Here is a 19,181-nt window from a genome sequence, read left to right as displayed (position 1 = left end):
ACCATAGTGCGGCGATCAGCGCCGCACGGCAACGGATTATTCCCTGGCGGCCTACGGGCGGCCGACGCTCATGTACGTGAAGCCGAGCGCCCGCATCGCGGCCGGGTCGAGCAGGTTGCGGCCGTCGAACAACACCGGGCGGCGCATCACCGCGGCCGCGTGCGCCCAGTCGGCCTCCTTCAGCTGCGGCCACTCGGTGACCAGGATCGCCGCGTCCGCGCCTTCGACCGCCAGCTCCGGCGTCTCGTGGCGGGTCGTGGACGACCACGGCTCGGCCGCGGGCGGCCTGGCCATCGGGTCCCAGCAGCGCACCTCGGCCCCCTCGGCCAGCAGCCGGGCCGCCAGCACCGTGCTCGGCGCCTCCCGCATGTCGTCGGTGCCCGGCTTGAAGGTCAGCCCCAGCAGCGCCACCCGCATGCCCGTCAGCGTGCCGAGCGCCTCCTTGAGCGTCTGGATCGCCCGGCGCTTCTGCAGGTTGTTGACCTCGATCACGGCCGACAGCAGCTGCAGGTGGTAGCCGGTGTTGCTGGCCAGCTGCCGCAGCGCCTCGGAGTCCTTCGGGAAGCAGGAGCCGCCCCAGCCGATGCCCGGGCGCAGGAAGTGGGGGCCGAGCCGGTGGTCCAGGCCGACGGCCTTGGCGACCTCCTCGACGTCGGCGCCGGTCTTCTCGCACAGGGTCGCGATCTCGTTGATGAAGCTGATCTTCGTGGCGAGCAGCGCGTTGGAGGCCAGCTTGACCATCTCGGCCGACCGCACGTCCATCACCACGACGGGGCCGTCCACGCCGGCGTGCAGCTCCTCGATGAGGCGGGCGGTGGCGTCGTCCTCGGCGCCGATGACGACGCGGTCGGGGTGCAGGAAGTCGTCGACCGCCCGCCCCTCGGCGGTGAACTCGGGGTTGGCGGCGTACCCGACGTGGGAGAGCCCAGCCTCGTCGAGCGCGGCCCGCACCCGGGCGCCGGTGCCCACCGGCACGGTCGACTTCACCACCACGGCCTTCAGATGGGCCGCCCCCTCCAGCGACCGCACCACCGACCACAGCCGCGACAGGTCGGCGTCGCCGGAGGCCGACGGCGGGGTGTCCACGCAGACGTACGCGATCTCGGCGCCGTCGAGCGTCTCCTCCAGATCCAGCGTGAACGTCAGGCGCTCCTTGTTGCGGGCGATCATGTCGCCGAGCCCGGGCTCGTAGATCGGCACCTCACCGGACCGCAGGAGGGCGACCTTCTCCGGGTCGATGTCGCGGACCACCACCCGGTGGCCCAGCTCGGCGAAGCAGGCGCCGGTCACCAGACCGATGTAACCGGCACCGAACACGGCGACCCGCCTTTCCGGCGTGCGAACCATGCTGACCATCCATTTCTCGTGCGGGGGAAGACCCGGGCCACCCGCGCCCGGGAGGGGTTGACCGGCGAAGAATGCTTCACCATAACGCGCCCCCGGAGCCCTCACGCCGGTAGCCCTCGTCACCGCGGTCCGCGCGCGGTCACGCCTTCCGTACGACGTACCAGGAGCGGCCGGCGAAGCCCGTGACCTGGCGGCCCTCCGCCATGAGGCCGCCGAGCACCTCGCGGACGGCCAGCCGCCACGCCTTGGCGAGGCCCGGGTCCGTACGGCGCAGGGATTCGACGTCGGCGGGCACCGCGACCAGCACGGTCTCGGCGTCCGCCGGCCCGCGCACCGGGCGTCCGCCCTCGTCGGCGAGCGCCACCGCCGCGTCCCGCGGCACCGGCGTCGCGCGGGCCTCCCGTCGTGCGAGGGCCTCGACGTGCGGCGCGGTCAGCGGCCAGACGGTCAGCAGGCGGTCGGACTCGTCGCCGCGGTTGATCGCGTCCTCCATGACGCCGTAGAAGCACGGCAGGTACTCCTGGGGCCGTGCGCCCAGCTTGGCCAGGTTGAAGTGGGCGTTGCGGCGTACGAGAGGGTCGTAGGTCCAGGTGACGCGGTCGATGCCGCGCTCCAGGGCCCAGCGGCGCTGGTGCAGCTTCAGCTCCAGCCCGGCGCCGCCCGCGGTCACGCCGGTCACGTGGGAGTGCAGGACGCCGCCGGCCGCGAGCAGCCCGACCGAGGCGCCGACGAGGCGGTCGCCGTCGAACGCGCCGGCCACGTATCCGCCGATGTGCGACAGGACCCGCATCAGCTCCAGGGTGACGGGCGGCTCGGCGGGGCTGAAGTGCCAGATGTCGTCGAACAGCGTGTTCACCCGCTGGAACTCCGCCGTCTCGCGCAGCTCCCTGACCTCGATCACGCTGCCACCGTACGCGACCGGCCGCCGCCTCCGGCCGCCGGGTTCAGGGTTTCCGGCTGTGGAGGACGAGACCGCGGCCGTGCGCGGCTCGAATCAGGACCGCGTGTCGTGCTGTTCGGGGAGCCCGGCCTCGTGGGCGAGGATGGCGGCCTGCACCCGGTTCTCGGTGCCGAGCCGGTCGAACAGGCCGCGCAGGTACTGCTTGACGGTTCCGTCGGTGAGGTGCAGCCGCCGGGCGATCTCGGCGTTCGAGGCGCCGGTGGCCAGTTCGGCGAGGACTTCGCGCTGGCGCGCGGTGAGGGTGTCGACAAGGGTCCGGGCCGAACGACCGCGGCGGATGCGGGCCGTCGCCTCCGCGCGTACCAGCCAGCGGGCGACCCGCGGGGAGAACGCCGCGTGGCCGGCGGCGATGGCCTTGACCGCGGTGATGAGTTCGCGGGGGCCGTCGGACTTCAACAGGAATCCCAGCGCGCCCAGGCTCACCGCGTCGGCGATGTAGCCCTCGTCGGTGAACGTCGTGAGCATCGCCACCGGCAAGAGGGGATGTTCGTGGCGCAGGTGTTCCAGCGTGCGCAGCCCGTCCAGGCCGGGCATGCGGATGTCGAGGAGCATGAGGTCGGCCCGGTGACGGCGGACGGCGTCGAGAGCGGCGTGCCCATCGCCGGCCTGGGCGACGACGGCGAGCGCCGGATCGGTGTGCAGGAGCGCCACGATTCCGGCCCGTACGAGGTCATCGTCATCGGCGACGATGAGCCGTACCTCGTCCTGCACGGGCGGGAGCTCGGTCATGTGCGAGGACGGCTCCTCAAGGTGCGGAAATGAGGTCGGCGGTGGCCACGGTTCCGTCGCCGAAGCATACGCGGTGGACGTCGTCGCGGGCGAAGAAGCTCAGCGAGGCTTCGTAGAAGCGGCACGTCTCGCCGGGTCGGGGCGCCGGCACGTCGCGCGGCGCGTCCAGCATCTCCACGGACGGCAGGAGTTCCTCGGCCTCGGCCTGGTCCATGCCGATCCGGATCCGGGAGAACTCGCCCGGTGACAGCACGGAGAACGCGGTGACGTAGACGAAATAGGACACCGCCAGGGTCACCGCCGCCCCGGACAGCGCCACCGGGACCGTCCAGGCCAGCCGCCGGGTGCGGCGGGCCCGTTCGGCCATGGCACGTTCCTGGAGGACGACCTGTTGCGTCCGGTTCGGCGCCGGCGACGGCGCCGCGTCGGCCGGCACCCAGGCGCGCAGGACGAAACCCCGCCCGCGTTCGACGTCCAGCCGCCCTCCGAGGATCTCCAGCCGGTGGCGCAGGGATGCGAGCCCATGTCGCGACGACGGCGCGGGCGATTCGGCGGTGCTCGCATGTCCCGGCGGCGGCGCGGGAGCGGTGCTCGCATCGGGGGTGTTCCGTACCGTCACGGTCGCGATGCCGTCATCGATGTCCGCCTCGACCGTGATCGCCGATCCGGGGGCGTGCTTGGCGGCGTTCGTCAGCGCCTCGGTGACCACCCGTTCCACGGCGGCCCGGGCGTGTGCGCCCAGCCGCCCCTCCAGGCCCTCGGCCAGCGTCGCGGTGATCCGCAGGCCGGATCGGCGGGCACTCTCGACGATCTCGCCGAGCGGCTGGACCGCCGGCGCCCGGGCTGATCCGGCCCGCAGGAACTGGACGGTCTCGCCCAGCTCGGCGGCGGCGTCGGCGGCGTCGGCCCGGATCTCCTCGATCGTGTCCCTGATGGGGGCCGGTACGTCCGGGTCCAGCGTCATCCGGCCGAGCCGGACGGCGATGAGCGTGAGCTGATGTCCGAGCCGGTCGTGGACCTCCCCGGCCATCGTGGCGCGCTCCTGGGCGACGGCGCTCTCGACGCGGGCCTCCTCCTCGGCGGCCACGGCACGGGCGAGTTCCCACCCCTGCCGCCGGTGCGCGGCCCGTTGCCGTACGACGGCGCCGATTCCCGCCGGCAAGGCCGCGACGACGGCGATCCCCAGCGCTGCCACCGTGCCGAGGACGGCACCTTCCAAGGACTGATCCGCGCCGGCCGCACCGGCGATGGCCGCCGTCACGACGAGGACGGCCGGTGCGATCGCCGGCACGGACGCCGGACGTACCGCCCATACCAGACCGGCGCTCAGGGCCACGCCGGCCAGCACCGTCCATCCCGGACCACCCGAGGTGGTGACGCCCGCCGCGGTGCCGGCGACCGCGGCGAGTACGACGGGGAGCCAGAGCCTCCGGACGGTCTCATCCTGCATGCCCGTGACGCTAGCGGGCCGCCGGGCGCGGGCAGTAGTCACTTTGGTGAACTCCGGCGGCTCACCGAAGGGACTGATCGGGCCGCCGGTGCGGTTCCTAGCGTTACCGCCATGACCTCGGCTGTCACCGACCTGCTGAACCTCGCGTCCGAGCACGGCCCCACCCTCGTTCTGATCATGTTCGCCGCCTCGTTCGCCGAGGCCGCCTTCGGGCTGGGGGCGTTCGTGCCCGGCGAGACGGTCGTGGCCGCCGGCGCCTTCGCGCTGAGCGGTCAGGGGCTTGTCCTGGGCGCCTGGCCGGCCGTGGCTTTGGGCGCCTTCCTCGGCGACCACGCCGGATACCTCCTCGGACGCCGCTTCGGCCCGGCCCTGGCCCGCAGCGCCCCGGTCCGCAAAGCCGGAGAGGACCGTTGGAACCGGGTGACCGGCCTCGTCCGTGAGCGCGGGCTGTGGGTGCTCGTGGTCGCGCGGCTCGTGCCCGGCATCCGTACGCTTGTCGCCGCGGCCGCGGGGGTCGCCGGGGTCGGCTACGGCAGGTTCGCCCTCGCCGACGCGGCCGGGGCGCTCCTGTGGTCGTCGTTGTGGGTGTTCGGCGGCGTGGCCATGGGACGGTCACTGGTCTCCACCACGTCCAGCGTGGCGGTGCCCGTCTTCGTCGGCATCGTGGCCGTGGCCGGAGCGGTGGCCGTGATACGGCGCCGTCGCGGCCGTTCGTGACGGGGCCCGCGTCGGGTCAGCGTTCGAGCACGTGCAGGGTGTGCGGGCTGGAGCCGAGCACGACCGGACCGGCGGCGGTGCACGCCACGACGTCGGCCACCCGGGCGCCGAACAGGTCGGGCACGTAGATCGCGGGCTCCAGGCAGAACGTCATGCCGGCCGCCAGCACGGTGTCCTCGCCGGGCCGCGGCCCCTCGTCGTGCCCGAGGCCGATGCCCCGGCCCACGTGCGCCGCGGCGAAGCGGCCGTACCCGCTGCCGTCGACCACCTCGGCGACGGCCCTCGCCACCTCCGTCACCGGGACGGCCGGCCGCAGCGCCGACAGACCGGCGGCGTGCGCGGCAGGCACCACCGAGTACATCGCCTCGAAGTCCTCCGGCGGCTCGGCGACCGCGAACACGCGCGCGACCTCGGCGCAGTAGCCGTCCCACCGGCCGCACACCGACACCGTCAGCGCGTCGCCGGGGTTGATCACCCGTTCGCCGGGGACGTGCGCGGGCACGGCCGTGTGCTCGCCGGCCGCGACCCGCACCGCCAGCACCTCCTCGCAGCCCGACTCGGCCATCAGCACGCGCAGCCGGCGGGCCATCGCGCGCTCGGTCGCCCCGAACCAGGCCAGCTCCCGCGCCTGCCGGAGCACCGCCTCGGCGGCGGCGACCGCCCGCCCGATGGCCGCGATCTCGTACGGCTCCTTGCGCAGCCGCAGCGGGGCCAGCACGGACGAGGCGGGCACGAAGTCGGCCTCGATCGCCAGCCCGAACAGCTCCCGCACCCGCATCTCGGGGTCCACACCGACCCGCCGCGCCCCCTCGGGCACCAGCGCGGCCGGATCTCCGGTCTCCGCCACCACGTCCGCGGTGACGACGAGGTACGCGCCCCCACGCCCGCCCAGGAACCGGTAGTCGGGAGAGGGCCGCAACACGAGCGCGTCGACCCCGGCCCGCGCCATCCCCTCCCGGACGGCCACCACCCGCCCCACGGGCTTGTCTCCTTCCAGGAAGGAAGGGAGCGGGAGACAAGCGGCCGGTGCCTCGGGGCTCTGCTCGGGTGAGGGTGCCGGGTGGTCCTGCGTCAGGGGTTCTCTCCTTCGGGGGAACGCGGGGGAACGGTGGTCACCGCTGGTCGTGCAGCCAGCAGGCGACCGGGCCGAAGTCCGGGTCCTTCTCGCGGCACACGTCCATCACGAGCGGGCAGCGCGGATGGAACCGGCACCCGCCCGGCGGGCTCGCCGGATCCGGCACGTCACCGGGCAGCTCGGCGGGCAGCACGCCGAGCCCGTCCGGCTTGGGGACGGCCCGCAGGAGCGCGCGGGTGTACGGGTGGCGCGGGTCCGCCCACACCTCCGCCGTGTCGCCGACCTCGACGATCCGGCCCAGGTACATCACCGCGATCCGGTCGGCGATCAGCCGGACCACCGACAGGTCGTGGCTGATGAACAGCAACCCCGCCCCGGACTCCACGGCCAGGTCCCGCATCAGCCGGGCCACCTGCGACTGCGCGGAGGCGTCCAGCGCGGAGATCGGCTCGTCGCCGATGAGCAGCCGCGGCCGGGCCGCCAGCGCCCGCGCGATGGCGACGCGCTGCCGCTGCCCGCCCGAGAACTCGTGCGGGTGCCGCCCCGCGAACTCGCGCGGCAGTCCGACGCGTTCCAGCAGGTCGGCGGGGGCGGTGGCGGTGTCGCGCACGGTACGCAGCCCGTCGGCGATCTGGTCGCCCACCCGCCGCCGGGGGTTCAGCGACGCGTACGGATCCTGGAACACCATCTGGATGCCGATCAGCCGTCTGCGCCGCAGCCCGAGCGGCGTGACCGGCTCCCCGTCGAACGTGATCGAGCCCTCGGTGATCGGGTTCAGCCCGCACACGGCCCGGGCCAGCGTCGACTTGCCGCACCCCGACTCGCCCACCAGGCCGACGACCTCCCCTGGTCCGACCGTCAGGCTGGCCCCGGCCACCGCCCGCACGACGGGACGGCCGGGGGAGCGGTGCTCGACGACCAGGTCGTCGATGCTCAGCAGGGTCATCGCAGCTCCGCATCCGGTAGGGAGTCCAGCAGGGACCGGGTGTAGGCGTGCGCCGGCTCGCGCAGCACCTGGCCGCGCGGCCCCGACTCCACGACCAGTCCGTCCTTCATCACGCTCACCTCGTCGGCGACCGCCGACATGACGCCGAGGTCGTGCGTCACCAGCAGCACCGCCAGGCCCAGCTCGTCGCAGAGCCCGCGCAGCAGCCGCAGCACACCCGCCTGCACGGTCACGTCCAGCGCGGTCGTCGGCTCGTCGGCGATCAGCACCTTCGGCGAGCAGGCCAGCGCGATGGCGATCGCGACGCGCTGCCGCATCCCGCCGGAGAACTGGTGCGGGAACCGCCCGTACGCCTCCTCCGGGCCCGGGATGCGGACCTTGCCGAGCAGTTCGACGGCCCGCGCCTTCGCCTCGGCCCGGCCCAGTCTCAGGTGGTGCCGCATGTGCTCGGTGAGCTGTCTGCCGATCGTCAGCATCGGGTGCAGGCTCGTCGCCGGGTCCTGGAAGACCATGGCGACCTCGCCGCCGCGCACCCGGTTCAGCTCCTTGGGCGGCAGAGTCAGCAGGTCCCGCTCGCCGAGCCGGATCGAGCCCGACACCCGCGCGCCGTGCGGCAGCAGCCCGAGCACCGCGAGGCCGGTCATCGTCTTGCCCGACCCGCTCTCCCCGGCCAGCCCGTGCACGCGCCCGGCCGCCAGCCGCAGGTCGACGCCGCCGAGGATCTCCTTGCCCCCGATCGACACCTTCAGCCCGCTGATGTCCAGCGTCACAGCGCACGCTCCTTGATCGCGCGGGCGGTACGCGGGTCCAGCGCGTCGCGCAGCGTGTCGCCCAGGAAGTTGAACGCCAGCACCACGGTCAGGATCGCCAGGCCCGGGAACGTCGCCACCCACCAGCTGTCGAACACCTCCACGCCCGAGGCCACCATCGCCCCCCACTCCGGGGACGGCGGCTTGGCGCCCAGGCCCAGGAACGACAGGCCCGACAGCAGCAGCAGCGCGGTGCCGATGTCCAGGGTGGCCAGCACCAGGACGGGGCCGGTCACGTTCGGCAGCACGTCCACCCGCAGCGAGCGCCACGCCGAGAAGCCCAGCAGCCGCCCGCTCAGCACGAACTCCCGCTCCCGCACCCCGAGCACCAGCCCCCGCGTCACCCGCGCGTAGGAAGGCCAGGCGACGACCAGCACGGCCAGCACCGCGTTCGCCAGGCTCGGGCCGAGCGCCGCGGCCACCACCATGGCGAGGATCACGGTCGGGAACGCGAACACCAGGTCCGCCACCCGCATGATCGTCTCGTCGGCCCAGCGGCCGAAGTAGCCCGCGCACGCGCCCAGCAGCCCGCCGATCAGCACCGACAACGCCACCAGCAGCAGCGTCAGCGGGATCGACACGCGCGCCCCGTACATGACCCGGCTGAGGATGTCGCGGCCGAGCTGGTCGGTGCCGAACCAGTGGTCCGGCCCCGGTGGCGCCAGGCGGGGCAGGTCCTGGGCGAGCGGGTCGTGCGGCGCCAGGACGGGCGCGGCCAGCGCGATCACCAGCCAGGCCACGGCCAGCACCGCGCCCACGACGGCCAGCGGCTGCCGCCACGCCTCGGGCAGCCGCCGCAGCAGCCCCTTGCGGGCCAGGGGGTCTCGCCGTCTCAATGGAGCCTCACTCGGGGGTCGATGACGCCGTACAGGACGTCCACGACCAGGTTGATGACGAGGTAGACGACGCCGACCACCAGGCCGACGCCCATGACGGCGGGCAGGTCGAGGGTGGTGGCGCTCTTGTACGCGTACTGGCCGATGCCGGGCCAGGCGAAGATGGCCTCGACCAGCACGGTGCCGGACAGCAGGCTGCCGAACGCCAGGCCCGCCACCGTGATGATCGGCACCAGGGCCGAGCGCAGGACGTAACGGAAGAGGACCACCCGGCCGGGCAGGCCCTTGGCACGGGCGGCACGCACGTAGTCCTGCCCCAGCACCTCCAGCACCGCCGAGCGGGTGAAGCGGGTGAGCAGGCCGATCGTGTACAGCGCCAGCACCAGCGCCGGCGTCACCAGGTGGGCGACGGCGGAGGAGAAGATGTCCCAGCGGCCGGCCAGCAGCGCGTCCACCGTCTGCATCCCGGTCACCGCCGGGGCCAGGCCGAGCGCCGCGTCCACCCGCCCGCTGCCCGGGGTGAGCTGCAGCCGGTAGAAGAACACGTAGAACGCCATCAGCGCCAGCCAGAACGTCGGCACCGAGATGCCGATCAGGCTCAGCACCCGCAGCGCGTGGTCGGAGAGCCGGTCACGGCGCAGCGCCGCCACGACGCCGAACGCCACGCCCAGCACGAGCGAGACCAGGATCGCCGCGCCCGCCAGCTCCAGCGTCGCCGGGACGAACTCCGCCAGGTCCTGGCTGACCGGGCGGTGGCTCTGCTGGCTCGTGCCGAGGTCGCCCTGGAGCAGGCCCTGCAGATGGAGCAGGTACTGGCGCCACAGCGGCTGGTCGAGGCCGTGCTCGGCGCGCCACTGGGCGACGATGGCCGGGTCGCCCAGCGCCCGCTGGCCGAGGTTCGCGGCCACCGGGTCGCCGGGCACGAGGTTCGTCAGCACGAACGTCACCAGCGTGATGCCCCACGCCATCAGCACGGCGAGCAGCACCCGCCGGACGAGGAACCGCGCCAGCGGATGCGCCCCCCGCCTGCGGCTCTTCCGCGTGGCGAGCGGGCCCGCGCCGTCGGACGGCGGGGGTTCTTTCCGCGTGGAGGACGGGCCCGCGCCGCCGGACGGCGGCGGGCCCGTGGTGTCGGACACCTGCGGCTCCTACTTCACGCCGAGGTCGGCGATGTCGACCGTCCACACCGGGTGGTACTCCAGCCCGGTCACCGAGGCCGCCGTCACGATGTTCTGGCTCGGCTGCAGCAGCGGGATGAACGGCCCCTCGGCGTTCAGCTTGTTCTGCACGTCCGCGTACGCGGCCGCACGGTTCTCGTCGCCGATCGCCGCCGCGGCCTTGTCGCCGGCCTCCTCGAGCTCCTTGTTCGAGCCCTCCTTCCAGCCGGCCCGCAGGCCCACCGTCTTGCCGGGCAGGAAGACCAGGTAGTCACTGGGGTCGGGGTAGTCCGGACCCCAGTACCACAGCCCCATCTCCTCCTTGCCGTTGCGGTAGTTGTCCAGGGCCGTGGTGACGGGCGCGGGCTGGAGGTCCACCGTGATGCCGACCTCCTTGAGGTTGGCCTGGATGCGCTCGGCCAGCGGCTGGAACGACAGGCCGTTCACGGTCAGCTCGCTCGGGTACTCCAGCTTGACCGTCGGGTTGCTCAGCCCGCTCTCGGCCAGCGCCGCCTTGGCGCCCTCCAGGTCGCGCGCGGGCGCCTGGCCGGCGGGCAGCGCGCCGAGGATCTGCGACGGGATGACGCCCGGCGCCAGGGTCGAGCCCTCACCGGCCAGCTCCAGCAGCCCCGCGTAGTCGACGCCCTTGCGCACGGCCTCGACGAACTTGGCGTTCGGCGTGGTCTGGCTGATCGCGGAGTCCTGGTTGGCCAGCAGGAAGATGACGTTCGCCGAGGCGGTCTTCTTCACCTGCAGCGTCGCCGGCATGCCGGCGACCTGGTCGCCCGACAGGTTGAGCGCGATCTGGCTGTCGCCGCGTGAGACGTTCAGCTTCTGCGTGGCGGCCTCGACGTTGCGGATGACGACCCGCTCGTAGGCGGGCTTGGGGCCGTGGTACTTGGGGTTCGCCTTGAGGGTGACCTGGCTGCTGACGTTGAACGACTCGATCTGGTACGGCCCCGACCCCGCCGAGGAGGAGTTCAGGTACTGCTCGGCCTTGTCCTGCGGGTTCGTGGTCGCGCCGTGCTGCTGGGCCAGCTTGCTGTTGATGATGCCGAGCGCCGGGTTCGGCAGGATGAACGGCAGCGCCGGGTTGGGCGCCTGCGACGTCAGCGTGATCGTCGACTCGTCCGTCTTGGCCACCTCGACGCCGTCCAGGAGGAACGACGGCGTGCCCTTCATGTCGCGTACGCGCGTGAGCGAGAACACCACGTCGTCGGCCGTCACCGGGGCGCCGTCGGCGAACGTGGCGCCCTGCTTCAGCTTGAGCGTCAGCGTCTTCCCGTCCTCGGACAGCTCGTACGACTCGGCCAGCGCCGGCATCGGCTTCGTCACGTCCGCCCCGTCGAACGTCAGCAGCGTCTCGTAGACCGCCTTGCCGACGATGAGCCCCGTCGGCTCGTACGTGCGGCCCGGGTCGGCCGTCTTGAGGTCGAAGGAGGTGTCGATGACGAGGGTCTTGCTCCCGGAGGCGGCCGGGGCCTGGGGAGTGCCGCCGCTTCCGCAGGCGGCGAGGGCGAGTGCACCGGCGAGCAGCACAGCCGCCGTCTGCGAGCGGGTCGCCATGAGGGTCCTCCAAATTGGACGTTCGGCAGAAAGATGTCCAGGATTGTCGGGCAGATCGTCCAGGCACCGTGCGGTCACCGAGACGTATATCGAGCGCGATGAGGTAATGATGAGTGAAATTTCCAGAAATGGGAGTGGCGGCGGCGGTCAGGCTGGACGGATCGGCATCGGTCTCGAACTGGACGACGTCCACATGAAGATCCTGGAGGTCCTGCGCGAGAACGGCAGGATCTCGGTCGCGGCGCTGGCCGAGCGGGTGGGCATCTCCCGCGCCAACGCCTACACGCGCTTCGAGGCGCTGCGCGCCGACGGCGCCATCAAGCGCTTCACCGCCGAGATCGACCACGTGCGGGCGGGGCTGGGCATCACCGCGCTGATCTTCGTCACCGTACGCCAGCAGATGTGGAAGCAGTTCCGCGCGGAACTGGCCAGGATGCCCGAGGTCGAGTACTGCGCGATCACCACCGGGCAGCACGACGCCATGATCCAGGTCCGGGTGGCCGACGTGGCCGCCGTGCACACCATGGTCACCGACCGGCTGGCCAACATCCCGGCGGTCAAGGCCACGGAGACCGTCTTCATCCTGGACGAGGTGCTCAAACGGCCGTACGTGCTGCCGAGCGACCGCGATCCCGCCCACCGCCCCGCGCGACGTACTGCCCAGGAGACGCAGGGCGACGTACCCCTCGGCAAGATGCGCTTCGTGGGCGCCGCCGAAGGCCGCAACGCCCTCCGCAAGGACGACTGACCCACCGAACCCGACCGGCGGTCACGGCCTCTGTCCGTCGCCCACCCTGCCGAAGGGACAGAACCCCTGACCGCGGGCGGGCACGCCGAAGGGGCCGGCCGGCGGGACGTGCCACGACGGCCGGCCTGACCCACCGACCTCACTCCGAGGGGACAGAAGCCCTGATCACGGTCACGGGCGTTCGACGCACACGCTGACGTGAGGGGTGTCGTCGCCCTCGAACGTGAACTCTTCCACCAGGCGCAGGAGGCCGTCGTCGCCGGTCTCGATGCGGCTGGTGCTGCGGCCGCCCGCTTTGCCGCCGGCCACGAGTGCGTGCGCGTACGAGATGGACACCTGGTCGCCGTCGCGGGTGCCGACGAAGCGGCCGTGGGTCACGGTGTCGCCGGTGTAGCCGCCCCACACCACCTCGTCGCGTTCCCAGTATTCGAACTCCGTCGGACTGTCGGGGTTCACCGTGCTCGCGGTCGAGCTCACCATCACGAATTTGCGGCCGTTGAGATTCACGCCGTCCATGGTCCCCGACATTTCCGAAATATCAGCGATCGACTGGACATTTTGTGAGGCGCGCTTGTCAGCAACCGCAATCCGTCCACCCCGGCCCGGAGACGGGGGCCGCCCGGCGGCGGCTCGGTCCATCGCCGGGCGGCGGGCCGCGAACCTTGCCCGGGACTTTACCGTTCCTGGCCTGACGCCATCATTGCGCTGCGTGATAGTAATGTGACGCTGCGTATCGACAACAGTTTCGGGAGATTTTCATGGTGGCGTACACGCTCTCGATCGTGGCGGCGGTGGGCGTGGTGGCGCTCACCGCGCTGGCGTTCAGGGGGGTGAGGAGAGCGGGCGACGACCGCGACCCGGCCGGCCCGTCCGCCGCCCACGCGGGCGCGATGCTGTCGGCGATGTTCCTGCTGGTGTTCGCCATCGCGGTCATCGTGCCGTGGACGACCGCCGACGCCGCGCGGCTCAACACCCACGCCGAGAGCCAGGCGGCGGTGGACGCCTACTGGGCCGCCTCGGAGCTGCCGGACACGGCGTCCCAGGAGGTCCGCAAGGGGCTGCGCGACTACGTGGCGTTCGTGGTGCGCGACGAGTGGCCGCTCATGGCCGAGGGCAAGATGCACCCGGTCGGTGCCGAGCGGCTCGACGACCTGCGCGGACGGGTCCACGCGATGGAACCGCGCGACAGTCAGGAGGAGGACGCCAAGGCCGGCGTCCTGCACCACCTCAGCGTCATGTCCAACGCCCGCGCCCTGCGCACCGCCGACGCCGACGCGAGCCCGCCCGCCGGGCTGCTCCCTCTGACGATCCTGACCGGCTTGCTGGTCGTCGTCTTCCCGTTCCTCGCCGGGGCCAGGCCGCGTGGGCCGGTGATCCTGCCTCTGGTGGCGACGGCGGGGTTGCTCGGGTTCGGCGTCTATCTGTCGTGGGACATCTCGCACGTCTTCACCGGCCCGCTGGCGGTCGGGCCAGAGGCGTTCCGTGGGGCGCTGGAGGACTTCGCCCGGATCGCCGGGGGGATGTGACGGTGGGGGTCGGACGCGCGCCGCTCCTCCTGGCCACCGCGCTGCTCGCCCTCATCGCCACCGGCCCCGCCGGCGCCACCGGCGCCACCGCCCACACGCCGTCCCGGAGCGATCACGGATGGGGTGACCGGGTCCCAGGGATGGCGGGTCAGAAGGCGCGGCCCGTGCGGGCGCCGGAGGGCGCGGCCCGGGTGCCGACATCGTCGGGTCGGGCGCCCAGAGGCTCCGCGCGGCTTACGGTGCCCTCTGTGCGGGTGCCGAGGGGGCCCGCACGTGCTCCCGTGGGGCCGGGGCGGGTGCCTGAAGGGGTCGCGGGGGTGCCCGTGCCGTCGGGGCGGGCGCCGGTGCGGCCGGTGCGGCCGGTGCCGCCGAAGGGGGTGAGGGTGGGACCGACGGTGGAGGTGCCGAAGGTGTCGGTACGTCGCTCGCCCGGCCCCAGGGTGTCGATCGCCGTGCCGGGCGGGAAGCGGCGGGTGGCGCCCAAGATCACGCTGCCCCGGGTGACGATCTATCCCGGCGGCGTGTGCGCGGGCCAGGCCCGGAGCGGGCGATCGGCCGAGGGCGCCGGACCGGCTCGGGCCGGGGGGTCGGTCCAGGTCGGGGAGTGTCCGCGTGGTGGAGGGCAGAGGGCCGTGCCGTTCGCGGGGGCGGTTCGGGTGCCGGATGCCGTCACGCCGACGCGGGAGGAGACGCCGGTCGCGCGGGCGTTGTTCAAGCGCCCCGAACCGCCGGCGCGGCGGGTGAATCCGCTGGGCACCGTCCTGCTCACGGTCGTCGTGGTGACGGTGATCACCTCGGCCACCGCCGTGGCCTTCCGAGCCCGATGACCACATCGCCGGCGGGTCGGCGAGGAACCTTGCCTTCAGGGCGTGGGTCCGGGCCCAGCCGCTGCGCCACCGCGAACCGATCATGTCCAGCAGGACGATGTCGGGGCGGTCGCGGCGGACGTGCTCAGCGCCCGCGTGCCCGACGCGGCCGTGCGACAGGGCGTCGGTGAGGAGTTCGCGGATGGCGGGCTCGTCGTCCACCACGCGCACCACGGGGGCGTCCATGACGCCTGGTTGTATCCGCCTCACCTGGATGTTCGGCGTAAGCCCAGGAGAAAAAGGGCGCTCGAGCGGGCCGGGCCGCGTGGCACACTGGCCGGCGGGTCCGACGTGATGGGGAGTGGCGGTGACCGGCGACGAGGTGCTGACCGGCGGCGGCGTCAACCACGTGGTCAGGGCCGGCGACACCGTGCGCCGCCCCGCCGGGCCGTGGACGCCGGCCGTGCACGCGCTGCTGCGCCACCTGCGCGAGCGCGGGTTCACCGGCGCGCCCCGCTGTCACGGCCTCGACGAGCAGGGGCGGGAGGTCCTCGACTTCGTGCCGGGGGAGACCGCCGGCTACCCGCTGCCCGCCTGGGCCAAGGCCGACGGCGCGCTGACGGCCGCCGCCCGGCTCCTGCGCGACTACCACGACGCCACCGCCGGCTTCGCCGCGCCGCCGGACGCCGTCTGGTACTTCCCGCCCGTCGAGCCGGCGCAGGTGATCTGCCACGGCGACGTGGCGACGTACAACTGCGTGTTCCGGGAGGGACGGCCGGTCGCGTTCATCGACTTCGACACCGCCCACCCCGGCCCCCGCGTCTGGGACGTCGCCTACGCCGCCTACCGGTTCGTGCCGCTCGGCGACCCCGGCCACGCCGGCGCCCGCCCGGTGGCGGAGCAGACGCGGCGGCTGCGGCTGTTCGCCGACGCGTACGGGCTCGGCGACGGCGACCGGCGGGCGCTGGTGAGGACCGCGCGCGCCCGCCTCGACCATCTGGTCCGCCACATGCACGAGCGGGCCGCCGCGGGCGACGAGGCGTTCGCCGCCCACGTCGCCCGCGGTGACGACCGCTGCTACCGCGTCGACATCGAGCACCTGGCCCGGCACGAGCCGGAGCTCACGGGGGCTCTCACGGGGGCTCTCACTTGCCGAAGCCCGCGGTCAGACCGCTGAGCAGCTGGCGGCGGCCCACGACGTACAGCACCAGGATGGGCAGCGTCGACAGCAGGACCGAGGCGAGCACGGCCGGCACGTTGATGGTGTACTCGCCCTGGAACTCCGCGAGCGCCAGCGGCAGCGTCCGCCTGTCGGGGCTCTGGGTGAGGACCAGCGGCAGCAGGAACCCGTTCCAGATCTGCAGCGCGTTGTAGATCGTCACCGTCACCACCGCCGGGCGGGTCAGCGGGAACGCCAGCCGCCACAACATGCGCGTCTCGGTGGCGCCGTCGATGCGCATCGAGTCGAACAGCTCCTTCGGCACGTCGCGCAGGAAGTTCGACAACACCAGCACCGACAGCGGGATGGAGAACGCGATCGACGGCAGGATCATCCCCAACAGCGTGTCGTACATCCCGAGCCGGATGATGATCAGATAGATCGGGATGATCGTCGCCTGCAGCGGGATGGCCAGGCCCATGAGGAAGAGCGAGTTCGTCCACCGCAGGAACCGTCCCGACCCGCCCCGCACGATCGCGTACGACGCCATGAACGACACCAGCACCGCGGGGATGACCGCGCCCATCGTGACGATCAGGCTGTTGACGAAGTACAGCGGGAAGTCCGCCTCGATGACCATCCGGTAGTTGGCCAGTGTCGGCTCAGCCGGCGGTACGAGCGGATTCTCCATGTAGTAGTTGCTCTGCGACTTGAAGCTCGTGATGACGATCCAGTAGATCGGCACGATCACGATCGCCAGCCAGAACCAACTGATCAGGCCCGCCAGCCAGTTGGGCCGTGCGCCGCCCCTGCGGCGGTCGCGATGCCGCCCGGACGGGGCCGAGGCCGTGCCCTGCGGGCCGCTGCTGAGGATGGTCGTCGCCATCGTCACATCCCCTCGAGCTGGCTGTGGCTGTTGTCGCGCCCGCCGAGCCGGCGCAGGAACAACGCCAGGGCGAGGCCGACCAGGACCAGGATGACCGCGATCGCGCTCGCCGGGCCCATCAGGTTCGCCTGGAAGCCGCGCTTGTACATGTCCAGGGCGAGCACCCGCGTCGCGTCGCCGGGGCCGCCGGCCGTCAGGACCCAGATCAGGTCGAAGAACGTCAGCGAGCCGACGACCATGAGCGTCGACGACGTGATGACCGTGTACTTGAGCTGCGGCAGCGTGATGCTGAAGAACATGCGCACCCGGCCCGCGCCGTCCAGCTCGGCGGCCTCGTACATGGTGCGCGGGATCTGCCGCACCCCGCCCTGGTAGATCAGCGAGTGGAACGGGATGAACTGCCAGGACACCACGAAGATCACCACGCCGAAGGCGAGCCACGGCTCACCCAGCCAGTCCTGCGTCAGCAGCGGCAGCCGCAGCCCCGCGCCGAGTCCGAAGTTCGGGTCGAGCAGCGCCTTGAACGTGATCGCGATGGCCGCGGAGCTGAGCAGCAGCGGGATGAAGTACAGCACCGACAGCACGGCCCGGTAGCGCTGCTGACCCGCCAGGAACACGCCGAGCAGGATGCTCGCCGGCGTCTGCACCGCCCAGGAGGCCACGATCACCAGGAACGTGATCCACAGCGCGTGCGGCAGCCCTGGATCGGACAGCACCGCCCGCCAGCTGTCGAAGCCCGCGAAGTTGATGGCGCCGAGGCCATCCCAGGAGGTGAAGCTGAGGACGAGGACGCCGGCCAGCGGGATCACGCCGAAAGCGGCGAAGAAGACCAGCGCCGGAATGGCCATCCAGGAGAGCGAGCCGCCACGGCTCCTGTCGTCCCCGGCTTTCGCGGAGGCCGTGGCGGAAGTCGCTATCGCGCTCACTTGCCGATGACCGCGTTCATGTTCTCGGTGAACTGCTGCGGCGAGATCGAGAGCTGGAACAGCTTGGAGATGTTGTCGAGCAGCACCTCGGCCGCGGTCGGGCTGAGCGCCTGGTCCCACGACTGGCCGAAGGTCTTGGCGTTGGCGGCGATGTCGTAGACGAAGTTGAGGAAGTCGGCGTCCTCGGACCCGGCGAAGTGGGCGTTGGCGCCGTTGACGATGGGCACCGCGCCGGTCCCCACCCACTCCTTGACCGACGCGTCGCTGATCAGCTCGGTGGCGAAGAACTTCTTGGCGATCTCTTTCTGCTCCGGGGTGGCCTTGGAGGAGATCGACATGTACTGGCCGGGGTTGCCGACGGTGTTGCCGGGGTCGCCCTTGCCGCCCTCGACGGGCGGGAAGTTCATGTAGCCGAGGTTGCCGCCGGAGACGAAGTCGCCGCCGTCCTCCTTCATGCCGCCGTACGTCCAGCCGCCGTGCAGCATCATCGCGGCCCTGCCGGTGTACAGCAGCGCCTGGTCGGCGTTGGAGTCGGCGGTGATCGAGGAGAAGCCCTTGATGAAGCCGTTGGCCTTGACGAGCTCCTGCGTCTTGGTGAGCGCGTCGATGGCGGCCGGGTTCGACCAGGCGTCCTTCTCGCCGTCGAAGACGGCCTGGAACACCTCCGGGCCGCCGATGCGGTCGAAGAGGAACTCCAGCCACATCATGTTGGTCCAGCGCGACTGGCCGCCGAGCGAGAACGGCGCGATGCCGGCGTTGTTGAACTTGGGCACCAGGGCCATGATGTCGCCCCACGACTCGGGCGGCTTGGCGCCGATCTTGTCGAACGCGCGCTTGTCGTAGTAGAGGACGATCGGCTGCATCGTCTCGCACGGCATCGCGTAGATCTTGCCGTCGACGGTGGCCGCGCCGAACGACGACGGGAACAGCCGGTCCTTCACGGCCGGGTTCTCGTCGAACCACGAGGTGAGGTCGTCGACCTGGCCCGCCTGCACGTAGCTGCGCAGCGTGCCGCCGCCCCAGCCCCAGATGAGGGTGGGCGCCTGGCCGGCGCCGATCGCGGTCTTGATCTTGGTCTTGAAGGCGTCGTTCTGGAAGGTCGTCCCGACGATCTGCCCGTTGGGGTTCGCCTTGTTGAACCGCTCCATGGTGCGCCTGCGCACACCCTCCTGCGGTTCGGTCGACAGGTACCAGTAGGTGGCGCTGCCGGCAGGGGCCTCCCCGCTGCCGCTGCCGCCGCCGGCGCCGGCCTGGGTAGGTCCGGGGCTGCCGCAGGCAGCGAGGGTGGCTCCCAGGGGCAGGCCCATGGAGAGGCTGAGGAAAGTGCGGCGAGACGTTGTCCTGGACTCCACGCTGATCTCCGTACTCGAGTGCCGCGGGCTGGGGCGCGGCTCGTTGATCATCGGATGCGGTGGCCGCCGGCCGTGGCCCGGCGCGTCGCCGGGGCCACTGGTCGTGTCCTCCTGATGTCAGATCACCGAAACATTTTCGACATGACCGAGTGGCTCGCCAATCTAGGTTTCGGCAATTGGTGTGT

The 19,181-nt window shown here is 72.2% G+C and carries 20 protein-coding genes; 5 read left to right on the top strand and 15 right to left on the bottom strand.

Going from position 1 to position 19,181, the window contains the following annotated elements:
• Positions 1-51: 51 nt before the first annotated feature.
• From ACIBP6_RS14255 to ACIBP6_RS14240, 4 genes are all read right to left on the bottom strand, one after another.
• Positions 52-1,356 carry a UDP-glucose dehydrogenase family protein gene (locus ACIBP6_RS14255; protein ID WP_397052147.1) on the bottom strand — a complete coding sequence of 435 codons (1,305 nt, stop codon included), beginning with the start codon at positions 1,354-1,356 and terminating at the stop codon, positions 52-54.
• A 130-nt stretch (positions 1,357-1,486) separates the two neighbouring features.
• Complete coding sequence (locus ACIBP6_RS14250) at positions 1,487-2,248, bottom strand: GNAT family N-acetyltransferase (RefSeq protein ID WP_397052145.1); 762 nt, start codon at positions 2,246-2,248, stop codon at positions 1,487-1,489.
• 93 nt (positions 2,249-2,341) lie between these two features.
• Complete coding sequence (locus ACIBP6_RS14245) at positions 2,342-3,037, bottom strand: response regulator (RefSeq protein WP_397052143.1); 696 nt, start codon at positions 3,035-3,037, stop codon at positions 2,342-2,344.
• Between the two features lie 16 nt (positions 3,038-3,053).
• Positions 3,054-4,487, bottom strand: a complete 1,434-nt coding sequence (locus tag ACIBP6_RS14240; protein WP_397052141.1) for a sensor histidine kinase — start codon at positions 4,485-4,487, stop codon at positions 3,054-3,056.
• A gap of 111 nt (positions 4,488-4,598) precedes the next feature.
• Between ACIBP6_RS14240 and ACIBP6_RS14235 the strand changes: the two genes are divergently transcribed.
• Entirely contained in the window at positions 4,599-5,204 is a 606-nt protein-coding gene (locus ACIBP6_RS14235) for a DedA family protein (protein WP_397052139.1), read from the top strand.
• A gap of 16 nt (positions 5,205-5,220) precedes the next feature.
• On the opposite strand, the gene ACIBP6_RS14230 is transcribed toward ACIBP6_RS14235, so the two are convergent.
• The 6 genes from ACIBP6_RS14230 to ACIBP6_RS14205 form a co-directional block, all read right to left on the bottom strand.
• Positions 5,221-6,183, bottom strand: coding sequence for a M24 family metallopeptidase (locus ACIBP6_RS14230; RefSeq protein WP_397052137.1), 963 nt, complete (start codon positions 6,181-6,183; stop codon positions 5,221-5,223).
• Positions 6,184-6,316: 133 nt separating this feature from the next.
• On the bottom strand, positions 6,317-7,225 hold the full coding sequence (locus tag ACIBP6_RS14225) for an ABC transporter ATP-binding protein (RefSeq protein ID WP_397052135.1): 909 nt from the start codon (positions 7,223-7,225) through the stop codon (positions 6,317-6,319).
• Positions 7,222-7,995 (bottom strand): ABC transporter ATP-binding protein, encoded by a 774-nt coding sequence (locus ACIBP6_RS14220; protein WP_397052133.1) that lies wholly within the window; start codon positions 7,993-7,995, stop codon positions 7,222-7,224. The genes ACIBP6_RS14225 and ACIBP6_RS14220 overlap by 4 nt, the downstream gene beginning before the upstream one ends.
• Entirely contained in the window at positions 7,992-8,870 is an 879-nt protein-coding gene (locus ACIBP6_RS14215; RefSeq protein ID WP_246075574.1) for an ABC transporter permease, read from the bottom strand. Before ACIBP6_RS14215 ends, ACIBP6_RS14220 begins: the two co-directional genes overlap by 4 nt.
• Positions 8,867-10,009, bottom strand: a complete 1,143-nt coding sequence (locus tag ACIBP6_RS14210) for an ABC transporter permease (RefSeq protein ID WP_397052131.1) — start codon at positions 10,007-10,009, stop codon at positions 8,867-8,869. Before ACIBP6_RS14210 ends, ACIBP6_RS14215 begins: the two co-directional genes overlap by 4 nt.
• Positions 10,010-10,018: 9 nt before the next feature.
• A complete protein-coding gene (locus ACIBP6_RS14205; protein WP_397052129.1) occupies positions 10,019-11,593 on the bottom strand; it encodes an ABC transporter substrate-binding protein in 1,575 nt (524 codons plus the stop codon).
• A 106-nt stretch (positions 11,594-11,699) separates the two neighbouring features.
• On the opposite strand from ACIBP6_RS14205, the gene ACIBP6_RS14200 reads away from it, so the two are divergent.
• Positions 11,700-12,341 (top strand): Lrp/AsnC family transcriptional regulator, encoded by a 642-nt coding sequence (locus tag ACIBP6_RS14200; protein ID WP_342776315.1) that lies wholly within the window; start codon positions 11,700-11,702, stop codon positions 12,339-12,341.
• A 171-nt stretch (positions 12,342-12,512) separates the two neighbouring features.
• On the opposite strand, the gene ACIBP6_RS14195 is transcribed toward ACIBP6_RS14200, so the two are convergent.
• Positions 12,513-12,848 carry a hypothetical protein gene (locus ACIBP6_RS14195; protein ID WP_246075598.1) on the bottom strand — a complete coding sequence of 112 codons (336 nt, stop codon included), beginning with the start codon at positions 12,846-12,848 and terminating at the stop codon, positions 12,513-12,515.
• A 251-nt stretch (positions 12,849-13,099) separates the two neighbouring features.
• Between ACIBP6_RS14195 and ACIBP6_RS14190 the strand changes: the two genes are divergently transcribed.
• Positions 13,100-13,867 (top strand): bestrophin-like domain, encoded by a 768-nt coding sequence (locus ACIBP6_RS14190; RefSeq protein WP_397052127.1) that lies wholly within the window; start codon positions 13,100-13,102, stop codon positions 13,865-13,867.
• Between the two features lie 148 nt (positions 13,868-14,015).
• Here the strand turns inward: ACIBP6_RS14190 and ACIBP6_RS14185 are convergent, their stop codons facing one another.
• Positions 14,016-14,357, bottom strand: a complete 342-nt coding sequence (locus tag ACIBP6_RS14185) for a hypothetical protein (protein WP_397052125.1) — start codon at positions 14,355-14,357, stop codon at positions 14,016-14,018.
• A gap of 142 nt (positions 14,358-14,499) precedes the next feature.
• Between ACIBP6_RS14185 and ACIBP6_RS14180 the strand changes: the two genes are divergently transcribed.
• Together ACIBP6_RS14180 and ACIBP6_RS14175 are read left to right on the top strand one after the other, a co-directional pair.
• Positions 14,500-14,694 carry a hypothetical protein gene (locus tag ACIBP6_RS14180; RefSeq protein WP_397052123.1) on the top strand — a complete coding sequence of 65 codons (195 nt, stop codon included), beginning with the start codon at positions 14,500-14,502 and terminating at the stop codon, positions 14,692-14,694.
• 346 nt (positions 14,695-15,040) lie between these two features.
• Positions 15,041-15,850, top strand: coding sequence for a phosphotransferase (locus tag ACIBP6_RS14175; protein ID WP_397052121.1), 810 nt, complete (start codon positions 15,041-15,043; stop codon positions 15,848-15,850).
• Here ACIBP6_RS14175 and ACIBP6_RS14170 read toward each other — a convergent pair.
• From ACIBP6_RS14170 to ACIBP6_RS14160, 3 genes are all read right to left on the bottom strand, one after another.
• A complete protein-coding gene (locus ACIBP6_RS14170) occupies positions 15,819-16,718 on the bottom strand; it encodes a carbohydrate ABC transporter permease (RefSeq protein WP_397052119.1) in 900 nt (299 codons plus the stop codon). The two genes, ACIBP6_RS14175 and ACIBP6_RS14170, sit on opposite strands and share 32 nt — an antisense overlap.
• A gap of 2 nt (positions 16,719-16,720) precedes the next feature.
• Complete coding sequence (locus tag ACIBP6_RS14165; protein ID WP_397052117.1) at positions 16,721-17,566, bottom strand: carbohydrate ABC transporter permease; 846 nt, start codon at positions 17,564-17,566, stop codon at positions 16,721-16,723.
• Between the two features lie 74 nt (positions 17,567-17,640).
• Positions 17,641-18,996 carry an extracellular solute-binding protein gene (locus ACIBP6_RS14160; RefSeq protein ID WP_397052115.1) on the bottom strand — a complete coding sequence of 452 codons (1,356 nt, stop codon included), beginning with the start codon at positions 18,994-18,996 and terminating at the stop codon, positions 17,641-17,643.
• Positions 18,997-19,181: the final 185 nt, after the last annotated feature.

The sequence above is a fragment of the Nonomuraea terrae genome, assembly GCF_044465245.1.
GTDB classification, from domain to species: Bacteria; Actinomycetota; Actinomycetes; order Streptosporangiales; family Streptosporangiaceae; genus Nonomuraea; species Nonomuraea terrae.
This window is presented reverse-complemented; position numbering and strand designations above follow the sequence as displayed.

Bases quoted from the DNA above. Each gene is read 5' to 3' on its own strand.
- ACIBP6_RS14255 (WP_397052147.1), bottom strand. From the start codon at position 1,356: ATGGTCAGCATGGTTCGCACGCCGGAAAGGCGGGTCGCCGTGTTCGGT.
- ACIBP6_RS14245 (WP_397052143.1), bottom strand. From the start codon at position 3,037: ATGACCGAGCTCCCGCCCGTGCAGGACGAGGTACGGCTCATCGTCGCC.
- ACIBP6_RS14240 (WP_397052141.1), bottom strand. From the start codon at position 4,487: ATGCAGGATGAGACCGTCCGGAGGCTCTGGCTCCCCGTCGTACTCGCC.
- ACIBP6_RS14235 (WP_397052139.1), top strand. From the start codon at position 4,599: ATGACCTCGGCTGTCACCGACCTGCTGAACCTCGCGTCCGAGCACGGC.
- ACIBP6_RS14225 (WP_397052135.1), bottom strand. From the start codon at position 7,225: ATGACCCTGCTGAGCATCGACGACCTGGTCGTCGAGCACCGCTCCCCC.
- ACIBP6_RS14205 (WP_397052129.1), bottom strand. From the start codon at position 11,593: ATGGCGACCCGCTCGCAGACGGCGGCTGTGCTGCTCGCCGGTGCACTC.
- ACIBP6_RS14200 (WP_342776315.1), top strand. From the start codon at position 11,700: ATGATGAGTGAAATTTCCAGAAATGGGAGTGGCGGCGGCGGTCAGGCT.
- ACIBP6_RS14190 (WP_397052127.1), top strand. From the start codon at position 13,100: ATGGTGGCGTACACGCTCTCGATCGTGGCGGCGGTGGGCGTGGTGGCG.
- ACIBP6_RS14170 (WP_397052119.1), bottom strand. From the start codon at position 16,718: ATGGCGACGACCATCCTCAGCAGCGGCCCGCAGGGCACGGCCTCGGCC.
- ACIBP6_RS14165 (WP_397052117.1), bottom strand. From the start codon at position 17,566: ATGGCCATTCCGGCGCTGGTCTTCTTCGCCGCTTTCGGCGTGATCCCG.